The sequence below is a fragment of the Rosenbergiella collisarenosi genome, from assembly GCF_018494085.1.
GTDB classification, from domain to species: Bacteria; Pseudomonadota; Gammaproteobacteria; order Enterobacterales; family Enterobacteriaceae; genus Rosenbergiella; species Rosenbergiella collisarenosi.
Map to the genome: position 1 here is coordinate 97115 of NZ_JABBFP010000004.1, position 17530 is coordinate 114644.

The 17530-nt window shown below is 39.3% G+C and carries 19 protein-coding genes, 1 tRNA gene and 1 riboswitch; of the genes, 1 reads left to right on the forward strand and 19 read right to left on the reverse strand.

Annotation, left to right across the window (positions count from 1 at the left end):
* Window positions 1-4 precede the first annotated feature (4 nt).
* The 15 genes from HGT70_RS08310 to crcB form a co-directional block, all read right to left on the reverse strand.
* The gene (locus HGT70_RS08310; RefSeq protein ID WP_214195574.1) at window positions 5-2014 is read right to left on the reverse strand and encodes an autotransporter domain-containing protein; all 2010 of its coding nucleotides are present in this window, start codon (window positions 2012-2014) and stop codon (window positions 5-7) included.
* Window positions 2015-2042: 28 nt separating this feature from the next.
* Entirely contained in the window at window positions 2043-2765 is a 723-nt protein-coding gene (locus HGT70_RS08315; RefSeq protein WP_214195575.1) for a glycosyltransferase family protein, read from the reverse strand.
* Complete coding sequence (locus HGT70_RS08320; protein WP_214195576.1) at window positions 2759-3397, reverse strand: HAD family hydrolase; 639 nt, start codon at window positions 3395-3397, stop codon at window positions 2759-2761. The genes HGT70_RS08315 and HGT70_RS08320 overlap by 7 nt, the downstream gene beginning before the upstream one ends.
* A complete protein-coding gene (locus tag HGT70_RS08325; RefSeq protein ID WP_214195577.1) occupies window positions 3387-4025 on the reverse strand; it encodes a PI-PLC domain-containing protein in 639 nt (212 codons plus the stop codon). Before HGT70_RS08325 ends, HGT70_RS08320 begins: the two co-directional genes overlap by 11 nt.
* Before the next feature lie 20 nt (window positions 4026-4045).
* A complete protein-coding gene (locus HGT70_RS08330; RefSeq protein WP_214195578.1) occupies window positions 4046-5050 on the reverse strand; it encodes a WavE lipopolysaccharide synthesis family protein in 1005 nt (334 codons plus the stop codon).
* Window positions 5050-5541 carry a hypothetical protein gene (locus HGT70_RS08335; protein WP_214195579.1) on the reverse strand — a complete coding sequence of 164 codons (492 nt, stop codon included), beginning with the start codon at window positions 5539-5541 and terminating at the stop codon, window positions 5050-5052. The genes HGT70_RS08330 and HGT70_RS08335 overlap by 1 nt, the downstream gene beginning before the upstream one ends.
* 4 nt (window positions 5542-5545) lie before the next feature.
* Window positions 5546-7282 carry a hypothetical protein gene (locus HGT70_RS08340; RefSeq protein ID WP_214195580.1) on the reverse strand — a complete coding sequence of 579 codons (1737 nt, stop codon included), beginning with the start codon at window positions 7280-7282 and terminating at the stop codon, window positions 5546-5548.
* A 5-nt stretch (window positions 7283-7287) separates the two neighbouring features.
* Entirely contained in the window at window positions 7288-8043 is a 756-nt protein-coding gene (locus HGT70_RS08345; RefSeq protein ID WP_214195581.1) for a glycosyltransferase family 2 protein, read from the reverse strand.
* Window positions 8037-8372 (reverse strand): hypothetical protein, encoded by a 336-nt coding sequence (locus tag HGT70_RS08350; protein ID WP_214195582.1) that lies wholly within the window; start codon window positions 8370-8372, stop codon window positions 8037-8039. Before HGT70_RS08350 ends, HGT70_RS08345 begins: the two co-directional genes overlap by 7 nt.
* Before the next feature lie 450 nt (window positions 8373-8822).
* On the reverse strand, window positions 8823-9065 hold the full coding sequence (locus HGT70_RS16715) for a biofilm development regulator YmgB/AriR family protein (RefSeq protein ID WP_157725373.1): 243 nt from the start codon (window positions 9063-9065) through the stop codon (window positions 8823-8825).
* 67 nt (window positions 9066-9132) lie between these two features.
* The gene (locus tag HGT70_RS08360; protein ID WP_071431899.1) at window positions 9133-9435 is read right to left on the reverse strand and encodes a hypothetical protein; all 303 of its coding nucleotides are present in this window, start codon (window positions 9433-9435) and stop codon (window positions 9133-9135) included.
* Window positions 9435-9680, reverse strand: coding sequence for a hypothetical protein (locus HGT70_RS08365; RefSeq protein ID WP_071431901.1), 246 nt, complete (start codon window positions 9678-9680; stop codon window positions 9435-9437). Before HGT70_RS08365 ends, HGT70_RS08360 begins: the two co-directional genes overlap by 1 nt.
* 177 nt (window positions 9681-9857) lie before the next feature.
* Window positions 9858-10157 (reverse strand): hypothetical protein, encoded by a 300-nt coding sequence (locus tag HGT70_RS08370; RefSeq protein WP_214195583.1) that lies wholly within the window; start codon window positions 10155-10157, stop codon window positions 9858-9860.
* A 386-nt stretch (window positions 10158-10543) separates the two neighbouring features.
* The gene (locus tag HGT70_RS08375; protein WP_214195584.1) at window positions 10544-11416 is read right to left on the reverse strand and encodes a glucosamine kinase nucleotide-binding domain-containing protein; all 873 of its coding nucleotides are present in this window, start codon (window positions 11414-11416) and stop codon (window positions 10544-10546) included.
* A gap of 66 nt (window positions 11417-11482) precedes the next feature.
* Window positions 11483-11860 carry a fluoride efflux transporter CrcB gene (gene crcB / locus HGT70_RS08380; protein WP_071431905.1) on the reverse strand — a complete coding sequence of 126 codons (378 nt, stop codon included), beginning with the start codon at window positions 11858-11860 and terminating at the stop codon, window positions 11483-11485.
* Between the two features lie 156 nt (window positions 11861-12016).
* A riboswitch (Fluoride riboswitch) is annotated at window positions 12017-12086 on the reverse strand.
* Window positions 12087-12482: 396 nt separating this feature from the next.
* Here crcB and HGT70_RS08385 point away from each other — a divergent pair.
* On the forward strand, window positions 12483-13016 hold the full coding sequence (locus HGT70_RS08385) for an NB-ARC domain-containing protein (protein WP_214195585.1): 534 nt from the start codon (window positions 12483-12485) through the stop codon (window positions 13014-13016).
* Window positions 13017-13141: 125 nt separating this feature from the next.
* On the opposite strand, the gene HGT70_RS08390 is transcribed toward HGT70_RS08385, so the two are convergent.
* The 4 genes from HGT70_RS08390 to deoB all read right to left on the reverse strand — a co-directional run bounded on the left by HGT70_RS08390 (window position 13142) and on the right by deoB (window position 17458).
* Window positions 13142-13217: transfer RNA gene (locus HGT70_RS08390), tRNA-Phe, on the reverse strand.
* 99 nt (window positions 13218-13316) lie between these two features.
* The gene (gene mrdA, locus HGT70_RS08395; protein ID WP_157725378.1) at window positions 13317-15299 is read right to left on the reverse strand and encodes a penicillin-binding protein 2; all 1983 of its coding nucleotides are present in this window, start codon (window positions 15297-15299) and stop codon (window positions 13317-13319) included.
* A gap of 169 nt (window positions 15300-15468) precedes the next feature.
* Window positions 15469-16182: a purine-nucleoside phosphorylase gene (gene deoD / locus HGT70_RS08400; RefSeq protein WP_071432061.1), complete on the reverse strand. Its 714-nt coding sequence runs from the start codon at window positions 16180-16182 to the stop codon at window positions 15469-15471.
* 55 nt (window positions 16183-16237) lie between these two features.
* Window positions 16238-17458, reverse strand: coding sequence for a phosphopentomutase (gene deoB, locus HGT70_RS08405; RefSeq protein WP_214195586.1), 1221 nt, complete (start codon window positions 17456-17458; stop codon window positions 16238-16240).
* Window positions 17459-17530 lie beyond the last annotated feature (72 nt).

Genomic DNA, 17530 nt, shown 5'->3' on the forward strand with positions numbered 1-17530 from the left:
TAGATTAGAAGGAGAAATTTAGTCCCGCGACGTAGTAAACATCTGAAAGACCGTTTCTCACGCGTGGAAGGTCTACTGTTGCATAAGCTTGAGCGCTATTATTAATAGTAAAAGCCGTTCCAAGCTTGATATTAATATTTGAACTCTCTTTATTATTCTTACTGTCAGAAGTAAAATTAGTAACGGTATTTTTTAAACTTGACTTAATCGCACTTTCATTTTTATAAAGGGGATGAATATAGTTAACTTCGAAAAATGGATTTATTTTTTTATTCTTCCAAGAAAAATGCCATCCGGTTGATAGAAAAGAATCTGAAAAGCGATGGCGACCAAACATCATCGAACTGCTGGTCGAAGATTTTTCGACAAACCCGTTAACTTTCCCTTTACGATAGAGTACGGAGAGATGAGGACCATGTGAAATTTGATCACTGATAGTAAAATCGTATCCTGTATTAATTGAACCACTAAAGTACCCCCCACTAGTGGCGGAATGCTCAGTTCTTTGCGCTTTACCTAAAGATATCGTTCTTCTTATATTATCGAATTTGATGTCACCGGCGCTTAGTTGTGTATTAACCCAGGAATTTCCTAGCAGTAACTGAGCAAAAATAGACATCATTTTATTCGTATAATCTGTCTGTAAGGAAGAACCTAACTTTAAATTGTCGGTTTTTCCAATACTCATACTCCCGCCAATGCTTAACTGATCATTAACACTAATAATAAAGCCTAAATTATTCTGTCCGCCGTTCTTTCTTGAAGAATGATGGGAAGAGTAGCGTATTCCTTGGTAGCCCCCGAAGAGTTGATAGGGACTTGAACTGAACTTATTTTGACGTAGAAGAGAAAGTTGAGACATCAGATAACTATTTTGTCCCGCCATCAAACTTTGAACTGGCTCCGCGAGTTGGCTAACGACCAACGGTGCATTGATGAGAGCGGTAATATATTGTGCAATGATGGCATGCGCTTCAGGACTCGGATGGAACCAGTCAGAAAATAAGTACGTTTGATCATTATGCCAAGAAGGATTAGATTGATTACAAAAAGGGGCAGCTACGCCAATACGGCAAATGGGTACTAGAATATTATCGAAACCATAGACGGAAGGTTCATCAATCATCTCTTGAAACAAACCATAGCTATCAACATAGGCTATATTTCCGGTCAGAGCTGAGAGGCTAGATTCAAGGTCGTGGTTGAATTGCTGAGTTAGACGATTTTCCATTGATAGCAAAGTACGATAGACAGTGGCAACAACTTCGTGAGGAAGAGTTAAACCATAATTATTCAATACGGTAGATAAAGAAGTGATCACTGCTTCCTGTCTCTGTTCCTCCCCAAAAACGCTTCCTTGTTGACGTAGTGCTGCGTCTTGGATCGCGTATAACCCAGGGAGATCAAGAATATTTCCCCCTAGAAGAATTTGAGAGAAGCCAAAAAGAGCGGTCGCCGTCCATGGGCTAAGTCCAGCGTTAGGTAGATTTGGCACTATCACCAGGCCAGCCCCCTTTTCGAGCAACATACCGACCTGTCGAGCAACGGCTTGAGGGGCATCAGAAAGAATATAGTTTTCACCTTCGTGAAAAAGGTTCTTGAACTGAAATTTTAATAAATTCATTTCGACATCAGTCGTAATATCATTAGCTCCCGCCCAAAAAATGTACATATCATCTTTATTGGCTCGGCCATTATTCTTATTTAAATACTCCTTTACCTGATTCTCTGTTTTGTAGATTAACAAAGGAGTGTTACTTGCAGTTGCTCCGGATAGAGAATAATTACTTCCTCCTTCCGTACTAACTTTTAATTCCTTTCCTGTGAAGTTCAAAGATAGAATTTCGTTATAAAGAAGCGAACTATCTCCTGCAATGTATCTCGTAGTTGAGTCAAGGAAACCTAAATTTCCTCCGTCACTCAAACTATCACCGAAACTCACTACATTATTGAAAGCAAAAGCAGAAGTGTTAATACAAGTTAGAAAAACCATTAAAGTAAATGATTTATTCATTTAATATCCTTATTAAATAATAAATAATTTATTGATTGAATCGACTTACAGCGTTGAAGTCATAGAAATTATAGTATTGATTAGTTTCAATTTTTATTGCAGAAATTACAACTCCTTTTAAAATAGCCTCGTTAACACAGGCCGAAATATAAAAAACGTTATTGATTGAGCGTGACTTCATTATGGCTAACTTAGCAAGTTCAAAAAATAAACTTGCACGTCGAAAATAAGTAAAACCGGCCAATGCCTCATTACTAACCGCTTTTTTTTCAACAACTTCAATTATTTTATAATTGTCATCTCTTTTTATAAAAGACCATTTAGGATGAATAGAAGAAAAGCTTATTAGACCAACATCAACATTGGCAGCTCTGAAACAACTAAGTATTTTATTACAATCTATGTCTATCAACTGATCTGCCGAGGTAATAATTAACTCATCTTCGTCATCCCAATTTTCAGCAGCGAGTAAACTCGTGCATAAAGCCCCTGCGGTACTTCTTTCTACACCAACGATCACTGCCTGATCCCCGACTATTCTTCTAATAATATTATCAATACTATATAAATTATTTGTAGCGGCTGGTAATATATAAATATTCCTATAACTATCGCTTATAGTTTTTAAATACTGCTGTGAATACTCTAAGATAGTTTTTCCTTGAATATCATTTAATATTTTTGGAAAAGAGTTATCTGAAGAGGTTTCATATAGGTCCTCGCCGACCATGGGGGTAATAATATTTAGCATACTACATCCTCAAGAGATATAATCTTATTTTTAATATTGTAATAATTGACTTCTTCTATGCTTTTCACTGCTAAAACATGAGCACCGCTTGCTATAGCAGCCTTTATACCATTTTCATTATCTTCTACAATCAAGCATTCCTTAGGAATTAAATTTAGATTCTTGATAGCTTTAATATAAATCTCTGGCGAAGGCTTGCTTTTTTTTACATCCTGATTGGATAGATAAAAATCAAAAAAATTAAGTATATTAGCTTTAGAGAGCATAGTTTCTATGGTCTTTTTAATAGAGTTAGATGCTACGGCTAATTTATACCCCTCAGTCGAGAACCTCGATAATAAATATTCATGTTGAAACGTAGGCGAGCACATAGTTTCGACTAATTCTAAAGTGTATTTTTGTTTTAGTTGGTCAATAAAATCAAATAGTTTATGAGGTAAATTATTTTCTTTATTGAGTATAGCAAGCTTTTCCCTAGTCGGTAGTCCATCGAATCTTCGAAGGTGCTGTTCGTATTCTATTTTCATCCCAAATACATCAAGTGCTTTATTTAAAGCATGATAATGCCACTCTTTGGCATCTATCAGTACACCATCCATATCGAATATTATTGCTTTTATTTTATTGTCCATAAAAAACCTCACCTGCTTTCTCAAGCTTATCGGTACAAAGCATAAGTTGTTCAGAACGATACGTAGAATTAGATAGTGCTCTAATATTCGCCCACATTAACTTTTCGTCTCGACGGTGTAGTTCGGGTGATACGATACAAACTTTTTTTCCAGACTCTAGATAGCTCATTAGATTTTTTTCATCCAGAGATTCTTGATAGAAATTATCTAACCAAACCCCTTTCGAACTCACAAACAGATCATTGTCTACTTCATATTCACTTCGACGTACGAATACATTCAGACCTGCATCTAAATATCTTATCGTTTCAGGTACAGACATATCGAAGCAAAAGTAGTTTTCTATTTTATAAAACTTTATATATTCAAATATTTTTTCAGATAACCCGTCTGATTTTATATTAAGTGCTAAAGGTAAATTATCATCATAGAAAATAAACAACTTCATAAAATCTTCGAAACTCATACAGCGCTCATTAGGAATATCGTGACTTATAACTAATTCACCGTTAAAATCTCTAATATCTGTTTCAGTTCCATATCCCTGAGAAAAAGATCTTTTGAAAGCAACCATAGAATTTTTTTCACTCGGATTTAACCAGTACCCTCTATGTGATATTAAGATCATATCGATAACTCCATTTATCATTACTCCCTACTTTTAAGATCCATTACTACTCTTCTAAGGAAGCGAAACCTTAAGGGTAGATAACATATGAAATAAAATAACTTCATCATTAAAACTTTAAACCAAAAAAAACAGGTATATTCATTCGGATTTTTTTTATAATTGTAAATACGATTTAACTTTAACCAATCGTAAAAATAATAAATAGTTCCTTTCCCTTTATTATTATACTTAGAATTATATTTATCCCACGTAAAGCCAAGTTGATTACAATCGAATGGTATGAAATTATTTATATAATATTTTTCTGATAAAACCCTAGAGTGTTTATTACTATATCCATTTCCAAGAAAAACATTACCTTGGTTTTTTTTATTTATACAATAGACCCAAAAATACTGTTCTGGAACATACTTCATAAGACTAAAAATAGAAAAATCAAATATAGGATTAAATATATTTTCTTCTGCTAGAGGCGCACTAAACAGCTTTGATAGATCCTCTTTCTTTCCTAGCAACATGATATCCCCAGGATGGAAGAGATAAGGCTTGTATGATCGGCTATTCCTCGCAAAAAGGTTACAGTTTATTATTCTCTCATCAAAAATAGAAAATTCATTATCCCTTTCAAATCTTTTATCAATTAGGTATTTCTTTGATAAAATTTTCTTCAGATTGTTATTATATAAAAAGCTATCTGTTCTTAGCTTGACCACATAATATCGGTCTGCTCGCCGAATCCCGGTCAATGAAGATAATAACATTCTATTTATATTAGTCTTCCATTGATGCTTCCCATCTCTATAGATTAACGAACCTGGATCTGGATTGAATATTACTATTACATCTATTTCATTTGCCGCGTTTAAAATAATTTCATCGGTTATATTATCTATCGACCATGTAGATAATATAATCTGTGACTTAGGATAGACTTTTCTGACCCTGACTATGTTATTTATAACACATTCATAACTTCTATTATATAAATAACTACCCTGAAATACAAAAGATACATTATCCATTATTTTATAATTTTTAATAAATAGCTAACTTTCGATAAAATACTTATAGAAAAATTGGTAATATTAAAACCTATAAACCTCATACAAAAACATTTTATTAAAGAAGCATACTGCCCATATCTATTATTTTTTTCATAATGAGTATTAAGATTATAAAAGTTTGTTAGTTCATTTTTATAATCTTGAAATTTATCTGAAACTATATATATTGAGATAATGTATGTCTTTTTGTTAAGAATCAGCATCTTTATTAGTGTTATAAGATGTTCTCTATAAACGTCATACGTCTTATCGTTGTGTACCTTGATAAAAAATACATATTCAGAATGATTCATATCTAATTCAAAACTTTTAATACCTTCTAAATTAAAACCTATCCTTGTTATAATACATCCATCATGAGTATATCCTCTTGTGATTTCTTCACCTTTAACGCCATTAAACCATAATCCATACTCTTCCTCAGTAATTCCTTTTATTATTATTTCCATTTTACTATTTCCAAGGGGTAGTATCATTTAACATATTTTTTACTTTTTTTACCCCTCCGTTAAAGTATACGCCAGGGATAAAAAACTTTAGATTAACCGCTGATATAAAGTTACCAATATTACTTAACCATCCTTTCTTGATAAACCAATCTTCTTTTTCCTTGAAAAAAGGAGATGAACTAAAAGAATGAAAGAGTTGGTTATTTAAAATAAAACTCATCACTAGTGTTTTTTTCTTGGTTTTAGGACTGGCTGATGAAAACATAATTCTTATAATATCGTCGAATTCATTAGGAGCCATCGATTCACATAGGATGTATGTCGAAAAGTCCACCATAAATTCATCGATTAAATCAAGTTTTACTGTCACATCAGCAATAATTCTTTTAATAATTAAATAACGTGATATTCCAGTCATACTTGCAGAAGAGATATGGAGTAGCGTCTGTTTACTCGCACCATATTTCTTAGCAAATGTGTAAGCTCTCTGTCTGGCCTCTTCTTTAGATATTCTAAATAGCGGCTTACGTTGTATGAAAGGTAGCCGCTCAAGCATACAACGCGACATTGTGATTTTACCTGCTACATTATACGTAGCGACATAGCCGTAATAATGTATTACTGAACGAGAGGTCATACTCTGAGTAATAGCATGAGGATTTATTCGGCATGGTATACCATAGCTACTAATTCTTATACCATATTCAATATCTTCATAGTCGTTCCAAAATAGATTTTCATTCTGAGAATACTTAAGCCATAAGCTTTTTTTGGTTAAATACAAACTCCCTGTTAGGTAATCGTGACCAAAATTACACCTCACCGGATGCTGATAACAGTAAAATAGTTTACTAATAATATTAGTATCATTTTTAGTTACGTTTTCGATATCTATCTCTTTAGTGAGATCTTGAGATATAGTATTAAAATCAGAATATTTTCTCGGTAAGAAGTTATACTTATCTTGAAAGTAAAATGATTGAAACCCCGTCAATGGATAATAATCTCCAAAATCCTTTACTGCTTTATAAAATTCTAGTGGTAACAGTACTCTGTCATGAATTATACATACGTTGTTGAAAGAGGCGTTTTCTACTAAGATATTTTTTTTCCTAGTCAGATGATTAGTCTCCCCATCATTGCCATCATCAATAAGTGTAACTTTATCTAAATATTTAAAATTAGCATTAACCTTTCCGCAAAGAATAATCTCTTTGAGGGGGATATCGATATTCAGGATCCTTTCTACACATCGATTGAGGAAGATAGGATCACCACTACCAGTGGGAATACAAAAACTCCATGCATCGATACCTTTATCTTGCTCAATCAGTAGAGGCAAGACCTTTTCATACTTATAAACTTTTCCTTCGATAACCTCTACCAATCTAAAACTTTCTTTGTAGTAAGGTTTATCTAAAAAACCATCAACATTTAAGGCTTCTTCAATGTATAAGTATCCATTAATATTCAATTCATGAGAAATGTCCCACAGTATTTGTGCATAGAATGGTGATTCGCATTGTATGTTATATAGAAAGATATTATTTTTTTCTTCCAAATATATTCTTTTTACGCCATTTATAACTACCTTATCAACTGGTAAAGATGTAATTACTTTAGAGAAAGTTATTATTGTTAAACTTTTTTTTTCTAAAAATTGATAATCGCTTAATTTTAGTTCTCTAAAGGATTTTTTAATCCCTAGGTTTTTGTCATTGATGCATTGTAGGATTTTCATAATTATTAGAAATTAGTAGCTTTCAAATGAATATCGCTTTTTAAGAACTTATCTAAATCACTAGGTATCCCTAGTCCATACATGCCGCTAAACTCTTTACCTATATTGTAGTATTCTACGATTGCATCTTGTTCATGAATCAGATAGTTGTAGACTGGCGCAACATAAAACTCCCCTGCTGATAAATTATTTTCATTAATCATCTTGTTCGCGGCAGTACAGAAACTTTTTCCCCTTTTGAAATTGTATATCCCAACCGAGGCTTCATTTGAGATGACCTGCTTCTCTTTGACGCCTACAACTCTACCCTGGCTATCTAGTTTAAGGTATGACCATTTCTCGTCATCAGCGGTCATACTCATAATCATGCCATCACACTCACGACTATCTAATTCAGTCAGATATTCATCAATCCTTTTATCTATCCATTGATCGCAATTAGCTATCATCAATGGTGAATCGCTATTGATAAATTTCTCAGCCTGTAAAACCGTTTCTGCGGCCCCTCTGGTCACATTTTTCAATGAGATAACGATAGAATTCTCATTAATTTTTTTCAGTTTTCTTTCCAATGAGGTTTCTAATAAATGTCTCTCTTGGCATATAAATATAAACCTATGCTCCCTTTTAGGGGTGAGATTATTAATTACAATCTCTATCATATGCTTATTATTAATTTCAATTAGAGGCTTAGGATCCTTATATCCCGCCTGTTTAAATCGACTTCCCTCTCCGGCCATAGGTATTACAATATTTAACATGGAGATTTCTCAACTATATACTTATCATTGACTACACTCGGGAACTTAATAACCACTGTTATTACATCCGTCATTGCACAGAAATTGGCTTCCTCACCAGGAAAAATAGTAATGATATCTCCATCGCTAAATACACGATCATTCATCCTGGCTTTTCCGGCCACAATCACCGTTATCTCAGTAGCGATTTTATGAATATGATTATGTTCTTCATCATCTTTTCTATATTTCTTAATGGCTACTTCGACATCTTGGGTCAAGTAAACAGATGGATTAAAACCACCGATGAACCAGCCTCTGTCCATAAGATCTAGTGTAGATATATCCATATTCCACCGATTAAGTATTAATTGATTTTTAATAAACTAATAAGGGCTGTTACTTTTTATATAAAAATAATTTAATTATTATATAAATAAATAAAGACATTATAACAATGATATTTAAACAGCCCGAGACATTCTCGATATAGTATATCTATTTTCTTACGCTGTAAAATGTTGGTTTTAAAATTTCAAATTAAACAAACAATAAATTGCGATATAAAAAACTAGGATATTAAACTATTACTATTCGATTATAATCGTTTTAAATAAAGCATTATTCTAAAAGATCGCTAATCATAGAGTGAACGATATATAAAATTTATTTAAAAAAATAGAATTAAATAAGATGTTTTACTTTAACGTATAACACTTTAATGTATTAATTTAAAAGAGACTAATTAATTTTATCTGGATTGATTTTTAGACAGGATCTAGTAGGGGAGAAGGACTGATTTAAAAGATGTCGTCTGGTGTAATACCGACAATAATTTCGAGGGCACTACGCAAGATAGCCGTTTTTTCACTGTCGTACGAAAGCTCAAGTTGTTTAACGAGACTGATAATAATTGCTTTATTACTGATTTTACCTGTCTCAATAAGGAGCATTTTTACCGTTTTTCCTAGTAGCTTTTTCTCTTTTTCGAATCGGTTGTCGATGGTTGTGATAAAATCTTCCGCCGTAGGTGGACGACTCACTAAATGATAGCTAGTATTTTCTGTGGTCGTGGAGTGTGGCCTAGAAGACGCGTCTCCTAAGAAAAAATCAATGTTTAGTGTCATATTGATGGCGAGGCTGCAGTGGGTTGGTCGTCTCGTATAGAGAACTTTGTTGTTTTAGAAAATGGCTACGTTTTTCGTAGTTTTTGGAGATACTTTGTTTGATCTCCATAATACCTTGGTTACAGGCATCAGCTCTATCCTGGTCGTTCGATAACAATGCCATATCTGTAAGCTGACTCAGCAGGTTAGTCGTCGTGATCGGCCCCCCGGACTTAAGTAACACAATCACGGCCTCGCCTATCATGTCGTCGACATATTTCTGTTTCAATCCGCTCTCTATCACCATTAATTTATTTCTCTATCTAATACTAGTAGCATCAGATCTTGGTACCGTTTGATCTCACGGTCGCTTTCAGCTAATTCAATCCAGTTTAGAAGCTTGGTGCAAATAGTTTTACGACTCAGGCTCTTCCCTGACTCGAGTAGTTCAACGATAAGCATTCCCATCAGTTGGTCATCTGATAAGGTATCGAACGATGCTAAAGAGTGATTTGGCATGGCAAGGTGTGACTCATGGTTTTGCTGGCGCATTCTTAGCTCCCTGTCTATTCATAGGACCCTAACTATTACCTACAAAATAAACAATTGTGCCGCGATTGTACAGATAAGATTAACTTTATTGGTGTATTAAGGGATCATTTACAGTTAAGGCGGGAGTTCTAAGAGGTATAGGGCTTGAGTGTCCGTTACAAGCCCTGTTAGTAAGAGTTACTCATCATCACGCGATACCACTAACCGGAGGTCGGCGGGGGTGCGCAGCGTCACAGATTCAAGTTTGTCTAACCAACCTGCCCGCTCGGGTGTTAGGCAACCGACGCCTAAGTAACCTAATAACCAACGTCTGACTTCATGCATCAATAACAGACGGATCTCATCGGCCTCATTCTCGGCCATCAATTTCAGCTCGCTAACGAGATTGTCTGTAGTGACTTCTTCCCTGTTGAAGATAAGGCGGATGGTAACTTCACCAATCAACTCGTTACGCTTTACTTCATCAGAAATATACAAATAAACCTCCTCATATCGGAGTAAGACCTAACAACTTTCTACTGGTTAATTGTAGTCAAAAAATGAGTAATTTCCAGCATAAACGTGAATCTTTGTAGTAGCTACCCTACCCACTTTTACTATTATGGTGAAGTATAGAAGCTGACAAGCTTAATTGTAAAGACACACTTAATAAGCGCATGATTTAAAAAGATTTTAATATTATATATTGGTCAATAAATCCTTATTATTCCAAATAGGGTTCTATCTTTATCCTTGTTGACCTAATAAGAGAAACTTTTATAATCGACTGATTTTAAATCATAAATCTTCATATCTCGTTCACCATTATCCAATATTTTCATGTTCTTAAATCTTCGGCTACCATCGATATAGTTATAGTGAGATCATTCCGAAAATGAGTAGTGCCTCGCAAGGTATAGTGCGCCATCCAACGCGTCGCCTTTCGCTACAGACAGTCTGTTAACGATACGTTGAGGTAACCATTCTTTTAAGGGCTGGGCCATGCCGCCTAGTAGAGTTAGTTCATTGTGGCAACGATCCATCAATGCATCTATCATCAATTCGGCGTCGGCAACACATTGTTTTACCAACGTCTGAGCATGGCCGTCTTGATGTTGCGCAAATTCAAATATTTGCTTTGCGTATCGCGCCCAATCCCTCGGTTGTGCCCGTTGAGTCCATAACAACATTTCCTCGGCGCTATGTTTGAATTCGCTCATTAATTGCTGCGTAGCACTACTGTGGGGGATTATCCCTTCGTGAGCGAGCAATGCCATACGTAATGCATTTTTTCCAAGTTCAGCCCCTGATGCGAGGTCGGATAACATAAACCCCCATCCTCCGATTAGATGGAAACTTTCCCCATCCCATACTGCGCCCTGGCTGCCGGTTCCACAAATAAATACAGCACCTGGGTTTCCAGCATGCGCACCGATACAGGCGGTTTCAACGTCAGAGACGATTTTGTGAGTTAACCCTGGTAACTTCCAACTTTCAAGGCGCGCTTTCACTTGGGGAACATTAGCTCCCGCCAGACCCGCCACAAGAATGCTATTAACGTACTCTGAGCAAGGGAGGTTAGCTAACTTGAAGAGTTCTGCTACCACTGTTTCGACTTCATCTAAGGCCGATTGATATTGGGTATAGACATTTGCTGAACCACCCACGAATTCGGCGAGACAATAGCCTTTATCATCAACTAATCGTCCCCGACAATGCGTTCCTCCGCCATCAATCCCTATTCTATATTTCATCATACCCATCTCCATTTCACCTCTCATTTTGTAATCCTTGAGCCTGTGACTGATTGCTTTACAACGCTGTTATGTCAGCGCTGAAACAATTATAAATCCTAAAGCCGTCATTAATACCGAACCTGTCACATGCACCAGGATAGATCCCATCGCCCACAAATAATTACCCATTTGTAACTGGGAAAATATTTCGACAGAAAATGTTGAAAAGGTAGTCATTCCACCGCACAACCCCGTGGTTATGAGTAATTTCCAGTAGGGATCAAGTTGCGGCTGACGGAGAAAATAGGCTGTCGCACCCCCGATGATTAAGCCACCCACTAAGTTAACCAGTAAGGTACCCGGCGGTAAGTTTGGAAATAAACTATTTAACCGGAGTGTTAATAGCCACCGAATGACACATCCTAACGAGCCGCCAATAATGACGGCTAACAAAGACTTAATCATCTTTATCTCCTAATCAAAAAATCATCAGAATTAGCTAACCCATTCATGGTGAAAAAGATGGATTCAACTGGGGATAGGGTCAGTATCGAAAGAGAGAATTGTAGTATTTTGTTCATTGACCGTCCTGACATATAAGCCATTCATCGAGAGCATCGTTATATATCAGGCGTCATCATCCAAAATAGTTGGCGGTTGGGAAAGGTGGAACACCATCACCTTGTGGAGAAGCATACTGGATAGTGGTATGGACTGCAAATGTGTAGCCGGTGGTAAGTACGTGTTATAGAGATAAATTACCGTTGATATAGATGGCCAATACCGTGCAGGATTGTTCGCTTAGAAAGACCCTACTCGCCTTTCTACGCTGCGTTTGAAAAAGAGGAGCCGTATATTGAATCGTAATAAGAATAATGAACGTGGGTAGCGTTATCTGCAGGTAAATGCTTATGCCAGAAGATTTCCATCAAACGGATGTCCACTATTCCCTTTTTTTGCATAATTGGGCCTTAGCGTAGATGGGTATATCGTCCAGATAGGCTAGTTGAATATATCAACGAATCTTCTCTCGTAACGGTATCCGCTTAGCTTTTCATCTGAATTAATTGATATTCTAGGGGGATAGGTGGACACCACTTTTTCATTAGATGATTTCGGCCCACGTATCTGCATCATGGGACCTTCTAACAGCGGTAAATCTACACTGGCTAAAGCAATAGCTTCTAAGCAGTCATTACCATTGGTACACCTCGATCAATTACACCATTTACCTTACACAAATTGGGTGCCCCGTAAGACAGAAGATTTTTATCAATTACATGAAGAGGCTATTTGTGAAGAGAGATGGATAATAGAGGGTAATTACACGAAGTGCATACAATCCCGACTTAAACGCGCTACAGGTCTTATACTGCTTGATGTACCCGTTACAACGGCTTTGTGGCGCTATATACGCCGCTGTTACTCGTCAAAGCCACGTATAGGAGGGCTCACTACCCGAAGGGAGAATGTTACATGGGAGATGTTCAAATACATCGTGCATAGTGCGCCTAAAAACCACCTTGGTCACAGGATAATTTTCGAGCAAGCAACGATTCCAAAACTCATGTTGGTAAATCCTAGTGATATTGATGCCTGCTATCAAAGCTGGGATATATAATAGGCTTGAGAGAGGACAGAGAAACGTCATACTGAGGGTATTGAGTAGATAAGCCGTGGTGCCTTTGCAATGACCATGGACCAGAAACGACAAAGCCCCGCATTTCTGCGAGGCCTTTGAAAAAGTGGTGCCCGAACTCGGAATCGAACCAAGGACACGGGGATTTTCAATCCCCTGCTCTACCGACTGAGCTATTCGGGCAACGGGGCGCATTAAACCCTATTCACTCATCTTCGTCAACACTCTTTCATCAAATTAAACCTGTTTGCTCAACTTTGCAACAAGTTGCCGAGTTTAGCATCAGCGTGGCTGCGCGACTGCCGGTGAAGGGGTCGCGCTGGTCACCGGCTCAGTAGGTGTCGCGAGAATTGCACCGGAGTGTGCGCTCTCGACAGGTAACATCGCGGGAACACCTTCTCCAGGCGTTAAGCTATTCTCTTGTGGGTGTGGCAGCATAATATGATCCAGTATTTTTCTCATTACCGGTGCAGCCACAACGCCATCGCTGCCGCCGTTTTCTAATATCAGAGTCACCGCGACTTTTGGGTCATCAAACGGCGCAAACGCGGTATAAAAAATATGGTCACGTAACCGTACCGGGATCATTTTGGCGTTATACACCTGGTTCTGGCGAAGGCTAAATACCTGTGAGGTACCACTTTTCGCCGCGATACCGTAAGGTGCGGTATGGAAATATTTATAACCCGTCCCGTTCGGCGCATTAGCCATTCCAAACATCGCACGCCGCACCAACCCCCAATAGGGTGAGTCGGCAGTCCCGACTTGCGTAAACGCTTTAGGTGCTTGGTAGGGCTCGACTTGGTTACCGAGTTGCTGCTTTTGTAGAAGGTGGGGGATCATCACTTTGCCGTTGTTCAATAGCGTGACAAGAGCCTTCTCCATCTGAATCGGCGTCGCTATCCAATAACCTTGCCCAATACCTACCGAGATTGTATCGCCCTGATACCAGGCTTTTTTGCGTGCTTTTAGTTTCCAGTCTCGGCTAGGTAATAGGCCTCGGTACTCTTCATTGAGGTCAATACCCGATAGTTTTCCATAGCCAAATTGGCTAAGCATATGATGGATTCTGTCGATCCCCATCATATAGGCGACTTGATAGAAGAAGGTATCCGCAGACTCCTCGATAGCACGCGTGACGTTTAACATGCCGTGCCCCGTTTTCTTCCAGTCGCGGTAACGTCGATCGGTACCGGGGAGTGTCCAGGTCGGTGCGCCGAAGAAGCTCGTTTGTGGGGTAATCACATTATTCAGTAAGGCAGACATCGCCATATAAGGCTTTACTGTCGAAGCAGGCGGATAGAGGCCTTGCGTCACCCGGTTAATCAATGGCAGATCTTTATCTTGGAGTAACTGCTTATAGGACTGATAACTAATCCCTTTAACGAAAGGGTTGGGGTCGTAACTGGGACTAGAGACCATCGCCAGAACCGAGCCATCATGGGGATCCTCTACTAATACGGCGGCACGTTGTCCTACCAACTGGCTTTCGACATACTGTTGTAGGTGTAGATCGAGGGTCAGCCAAATATTTTTTCCGGCAGTCGGTGGCACCTCGTTTAATACACGAATAATGCGTCCGTGGTTATCGACCTCAACCTCTTGATAGCCTGTCTTACCGTGTAGCGCCGATTCATAATACCCTTCGATTCCTTGCTTACCGATATTATGGTCGGCCGCGTAGTTTTCCCCGACGCCTGCCGCATTAAGCCGTTGCGCATCGCGATCGTTGATTTTAGATACGTAGCCGACAACATGGGCTAACGAAGCGCCATAAGGGTAGAAGCGGTCTTGAAACGAGTCAATACTCACCCCTGGGAATCGATATTCGTTCACAGAAAAGCGAGCGATCTCCTCCTCGCTTAATTCTTCTTTCACGACAATAGGCTTATAACGGCTTGTCGCTTTAAGCCGTTTCTTGAAGTCTGCAATATCTTCAGGGGATAAGTCGATAACCGGAGCCAGCTGATCGAGTGTCTGCTGCATATCGGTGATGTTATAAGGGGTCAGCTGCAGATCATATTGCGTCACGTTCTGAACGAGAGGAATGCCGTTACGGTCATAGATCATACCGCGCGTCGGCGCGATCGGGATCATTTTAATATCGTTGGCATTGGAACGTGTTTGATAATAAGCGTGTTGTTGAACCTGTAAATGCCAGAGGTTGATACCTAGGATGACAAAGCATAGGCAGACTAAGCCTAGCGCCACCAGCGCTCGACGGATAAATAACTTTTCTTCAGTTTCAAAATTACGCAGATTCATCGACAACTACTATTGGTGGGCCACAAAATTTCAGCGCCTATCATAAAGGGATTCAACATCAGCGCCAGTAACATTCGCCACTTGGCGTGAATAAAGTGTGTCATTTAATAACAAAGAAGAGCGCTTAAAGCGCCCTTCTCTTTAATGATGATACCGGGTCACTAACGAGTTAGTCACCGAGTAATACTGATTCCAGAGCAATCTTAATCATATCATTAAAGGTTGTCTGGCGCTCTTCTGCGGTAGTTTGCTCATGAGTACGGATATGATCAGATACCGTGCAAATCGCTAAGGCTTTTGCACCGAACTCGGCGGCAACACCATAAATCCCTGCGGCTTCCATTTCGACACCCAAGATGCCATATTTTTCCATCACATCAAACATTTCGGGTTGTGGTGAATAGAACAGGTCCGCTGAGAAAATATTACCGACTTTAGCGTCAATTCCTAAGGCCTTTGCTGCATTCACTGCATTGTTGACCATATCGAAATCGGCAATTGCCGCAAAATCATGGTCTTTAAAACGCATACGGTTAACTTTTGAGTCGGTACTCGCCCCTAACCCAATCACGACATCGCGTAGCTTAATCTGTGGTAACACCGCACCACAAGACCCGACACGAATAATTTTTTTAACCCCAAACTCAGTGATTAGCTCTTTCGCGTAAATCGAGCAAGATGGAATACCCATCCCATGCCCCATGACCGAGATTTTACGGCCTTTATAGGTGCCAGTGTAACCCAGCATACCGCGGACGTTATTCACTTCAACCGCATTATCAAGGAAGTTTTCTGCGATAAATTTTGCTCGTAATGGGTCGCCGGGCATTAACACGACGTCAGCAAAATCACCCATTTCTGCATTAATATGTGGAGTAGCCATCTTTACATCTTCCTTTCACTTTATTAGCGACTCATTGGGAGCCGCTCGACAATCATTAAAATAACGCTTTACCGTACTGCATCGGCTCTAGCTCGAAGAATTTTGCCAAGGTTTGCCCAATATCGGCGAAGGTCTCACGCTGGCCTAATGAGCCGGGCGTAACGCTCGGGCCATAGACCAAAACAGGGATATGTTCGCGCGTATGATCGGTTCCGGGCCATGTTGGATCACAGCCATGATCGGCAGTTAAGATCAGGATGTCTCCCTCTCTCACCTCGGCCATTAATTGTGGAAGACGGCGATCGAAGAGTTCCAAGCCGCCTGCGTATCCCGCTACGTCGCGACGGTGGCCCCAGCTTGAGTCAAAGTCAACGAAATTGGTGAACACTATGCTGTTATCTGGAGCCTGTTGCATCTCTTTGATCGTGGCATCAAATAGGGCATCAAGTCCGGTAGCTTTGACTTTCTTGGTTATCCCTTGTTCGGCATAAATATCTGCAATCTTACCCACCGAAACGACCTCTCCCCCAGCCTGTTTTAGCTTAGCTAGGACAGTCGGAGAAGGTGGTTCTACCGCGAGGTCATGCCGATTACCGGTGCGCTCGAAGTGACCTGCTTTATCGCCAATAAAAGGCCGTGCGATCACACGCCCGATATTATAGCCACCATCGGTAAGCGCTTTACGTGCAATCTCACACAGTGCATAGAGTCGCTCAAGGCCAAAAGTCTCTTCATGACATGCTATCTGGAAGACAGAGTCGGCAGAGGTATAAAAGATCGGCTTACCGGAGCGCATGTGCTCTTCACCCAGTGCATCGAGGATGACGGTGCCCGAAGAGTGGCAATTACCTAGATAGCCCGGTAGGTCAGCTTCTTCGACCAATTGCTTTAAGAGACTCTCTGGAAAAGAGTTCTCTTTTTCTGGAAAGTAGCCCCAATCGAACAGCACGGGTACACCGGCAATCTCCCAGTGACCAGAAGGCGTATCCTTCCCAGAGGAGAGTTCCTGCGCACTGGCATAGGCACCGATGATCTCGGCATCGCCGTCCATACCCGCTGCAATAACTCCGGTCGATAATTCGGCGGCTTTTACTAAGCCCAGCGAGGTCAAGTTAGGGAGCGTCAGCGGCCCTTTTCGACCCTGATCGGCTAAGCCTTGTGCACAGGCCTTAGCGATATGACCAAAGGTATCCGATCCTTTATCACCAAACTTCTCAGCGTCTTGGCTAGCGCCAATTCCAAATGAATCAAGAACCATTACAAAAGCACGTTTCATGTTCACTCCTTAATATGAGCGTGAGATAAAAGTTATCGATCAGGACAGTATGCACCGATCAGTAATAAGAGT

Excerpts from the sequence above, each read along its gene's own strand:
- HGT70_RS08310 (WP_214195574.1), bottom strand. The coding sequence starts at position 2,014 with ATGAATAAATCATTTACTTTAATGGTTTTTCTAACTTGTATTAACACT.
- HGT70_RS08315 (WP_214195575.1), bottom strand. The coding sequence starts at position 2,765 with ATGCTAAATATTATTACCCCCATGGTCGGCGAGGACCTATATGAAACC.
- HGT70_RS08320 (WP_214195576.1), bottom strand. The coding sequence starts at position 3,397 with ATGGACAATAAAATAAAAGCAATAATATTCGATATGGATGGTGTACTG.
- HGT70_RS08325 (WP_214195577.1), bottom strand. The coding sequence starts at position 4,025 with ATGATCTTAATATCACATAGAGGGTACTGGTTAAATCCGAGTGAAAAA.
- HGT70_RS08330 (WP_214195578.1), bottom strand. The coding sequence starts at position 5,050 with ATGGATAATGTATCTTTTGTATTTCAGGGTAGTTATTTATATAATAGA.
- HGT70_RS08335 (WP_214195579.1), bottom strand. The coding sequence starts at position 5,541 with ATGGAAATAATAATAAAAGGAATTACTGAGGAAGAGTATGGATTATGG.
- HGT70_RS08340 (WP_214195580.1), bottom strand. The coding sequence starts at position 7,282 with ATGAAAATCCTACAATGCATCAATGACAAAAACCTAGGGATTAAAAAA.
- HGT70_RS08345 (WP_214195581.1), bottom strand. The coding sequence starts at position 8,043 with ATGTTAAATATTGTAATACCTATGGCCGGAGAGGGAAGTCGATTTAAA.
- HGT70_RS08350 (WP_214195582.1), bottom strand. The coding sequence starts at position 8,372 with ATGGATATATCTACACTAGATCTTATGGACAGAGGCTGGTTCATCGGT.
- HGT70_RS08360 (WP_071431899.1), bottom strand. The coding sequence starts at position 9,435 with ATGGTGATAGAGAGCGGATTGAAACAGAAATATGTCGACGACATGATA.
- HGT70_RS08365 (WP_071431901.1), bottom strand. The coding sequence starts at position 9,680 with ATGCGCCAGCAAAACCATGAGTCACACCTTGCCATGCCAAATCACTCT.
- HGT70_RS08375 (WP_214195584.1), bottom strand. The coding sequence starts at position 11,416 with ATGATGAAATATAGAATAGGGATTGATGGCGGAGGAACGCATTGTCGG.
- crcB (WP_071431905.1), bottom strand. The coding sequence starts at position 11,860 with ATGATTAAGTCTTTGTTAGCCGTCATTATTGGCGGCTCGTTAGGATGT.
- mrdA (WP_157725378.1), bottom strand. The coding sequence starts at position 15,299 with ATGAATCTGCGTAATTTTGAAACTGAAGAAAAGTTATTTATCCGTCGA.
- deoD (WP_071432061.1), bottom strand. The coding sequence starts at position 16,182 with ATGGCTACTCCACATATTAATGCAGAAATGGGTGATTTTGCTGACGTC.
- deoB (WP_214195586.1), bottom strand. The coding sequence starts at position 17,458 with ATGAAACGTGCTTTTGTAATGGTTCTTGATTCATTTGGAATTGGCGCT.